The organism is Pauljensenia sp. UMB3104 (assembly GCF_030217285.1).
Lineage (GTDB): Bacteria > Actinomycetota > Actinomycetes > Actinomycetales > Actinomycetaceae > Pauljensenia.
Window position 1 is genome coordinate 1 of the sequence record NZ_JASONN010000601.1, and the last position, 236, is coordinate 236.

A 236-nucleotide genomic window follows, 5' to 3' on the forward strand; every position below is an offset into this window, starting at 1 on the left:
TTCCAGTTGACACGACGGCCCGGCCGAATGTGTGGATCTGCGCAGTCAGTTCGTCGGCAGCGTGACGCGAGTATCCGAAGTGTCGAATCAGCACTTCTACCACGTAGTCGTTCAGGTTCACCACGTCATCCCACACCACGGTTTGCCACTGTGCCAATGGGCATGACGAGGCATCCTCGCGCGGCTGATCAGGAACCGCACGGTCGTGAAACGACGTTGTCATAGACCTCCCGCTC

At 58.9% G+C, this 236-nt stretch carries 1 protein-coding gene; it reads right to left on the minus strand.

Going from position 1 to position 236, the window contains the following annotated elements:
* The coding region (locus tag QP415_RS12945) for an ATP-dependent Clp protease adaptor ClpS (protein WP_285100345.1) at window positions 1-223 on the minus strand (223 nt) is incomplete at its 3' end.
* Between the last annotated feature and the right edge of the window lie 13 nt (window positions 224-236).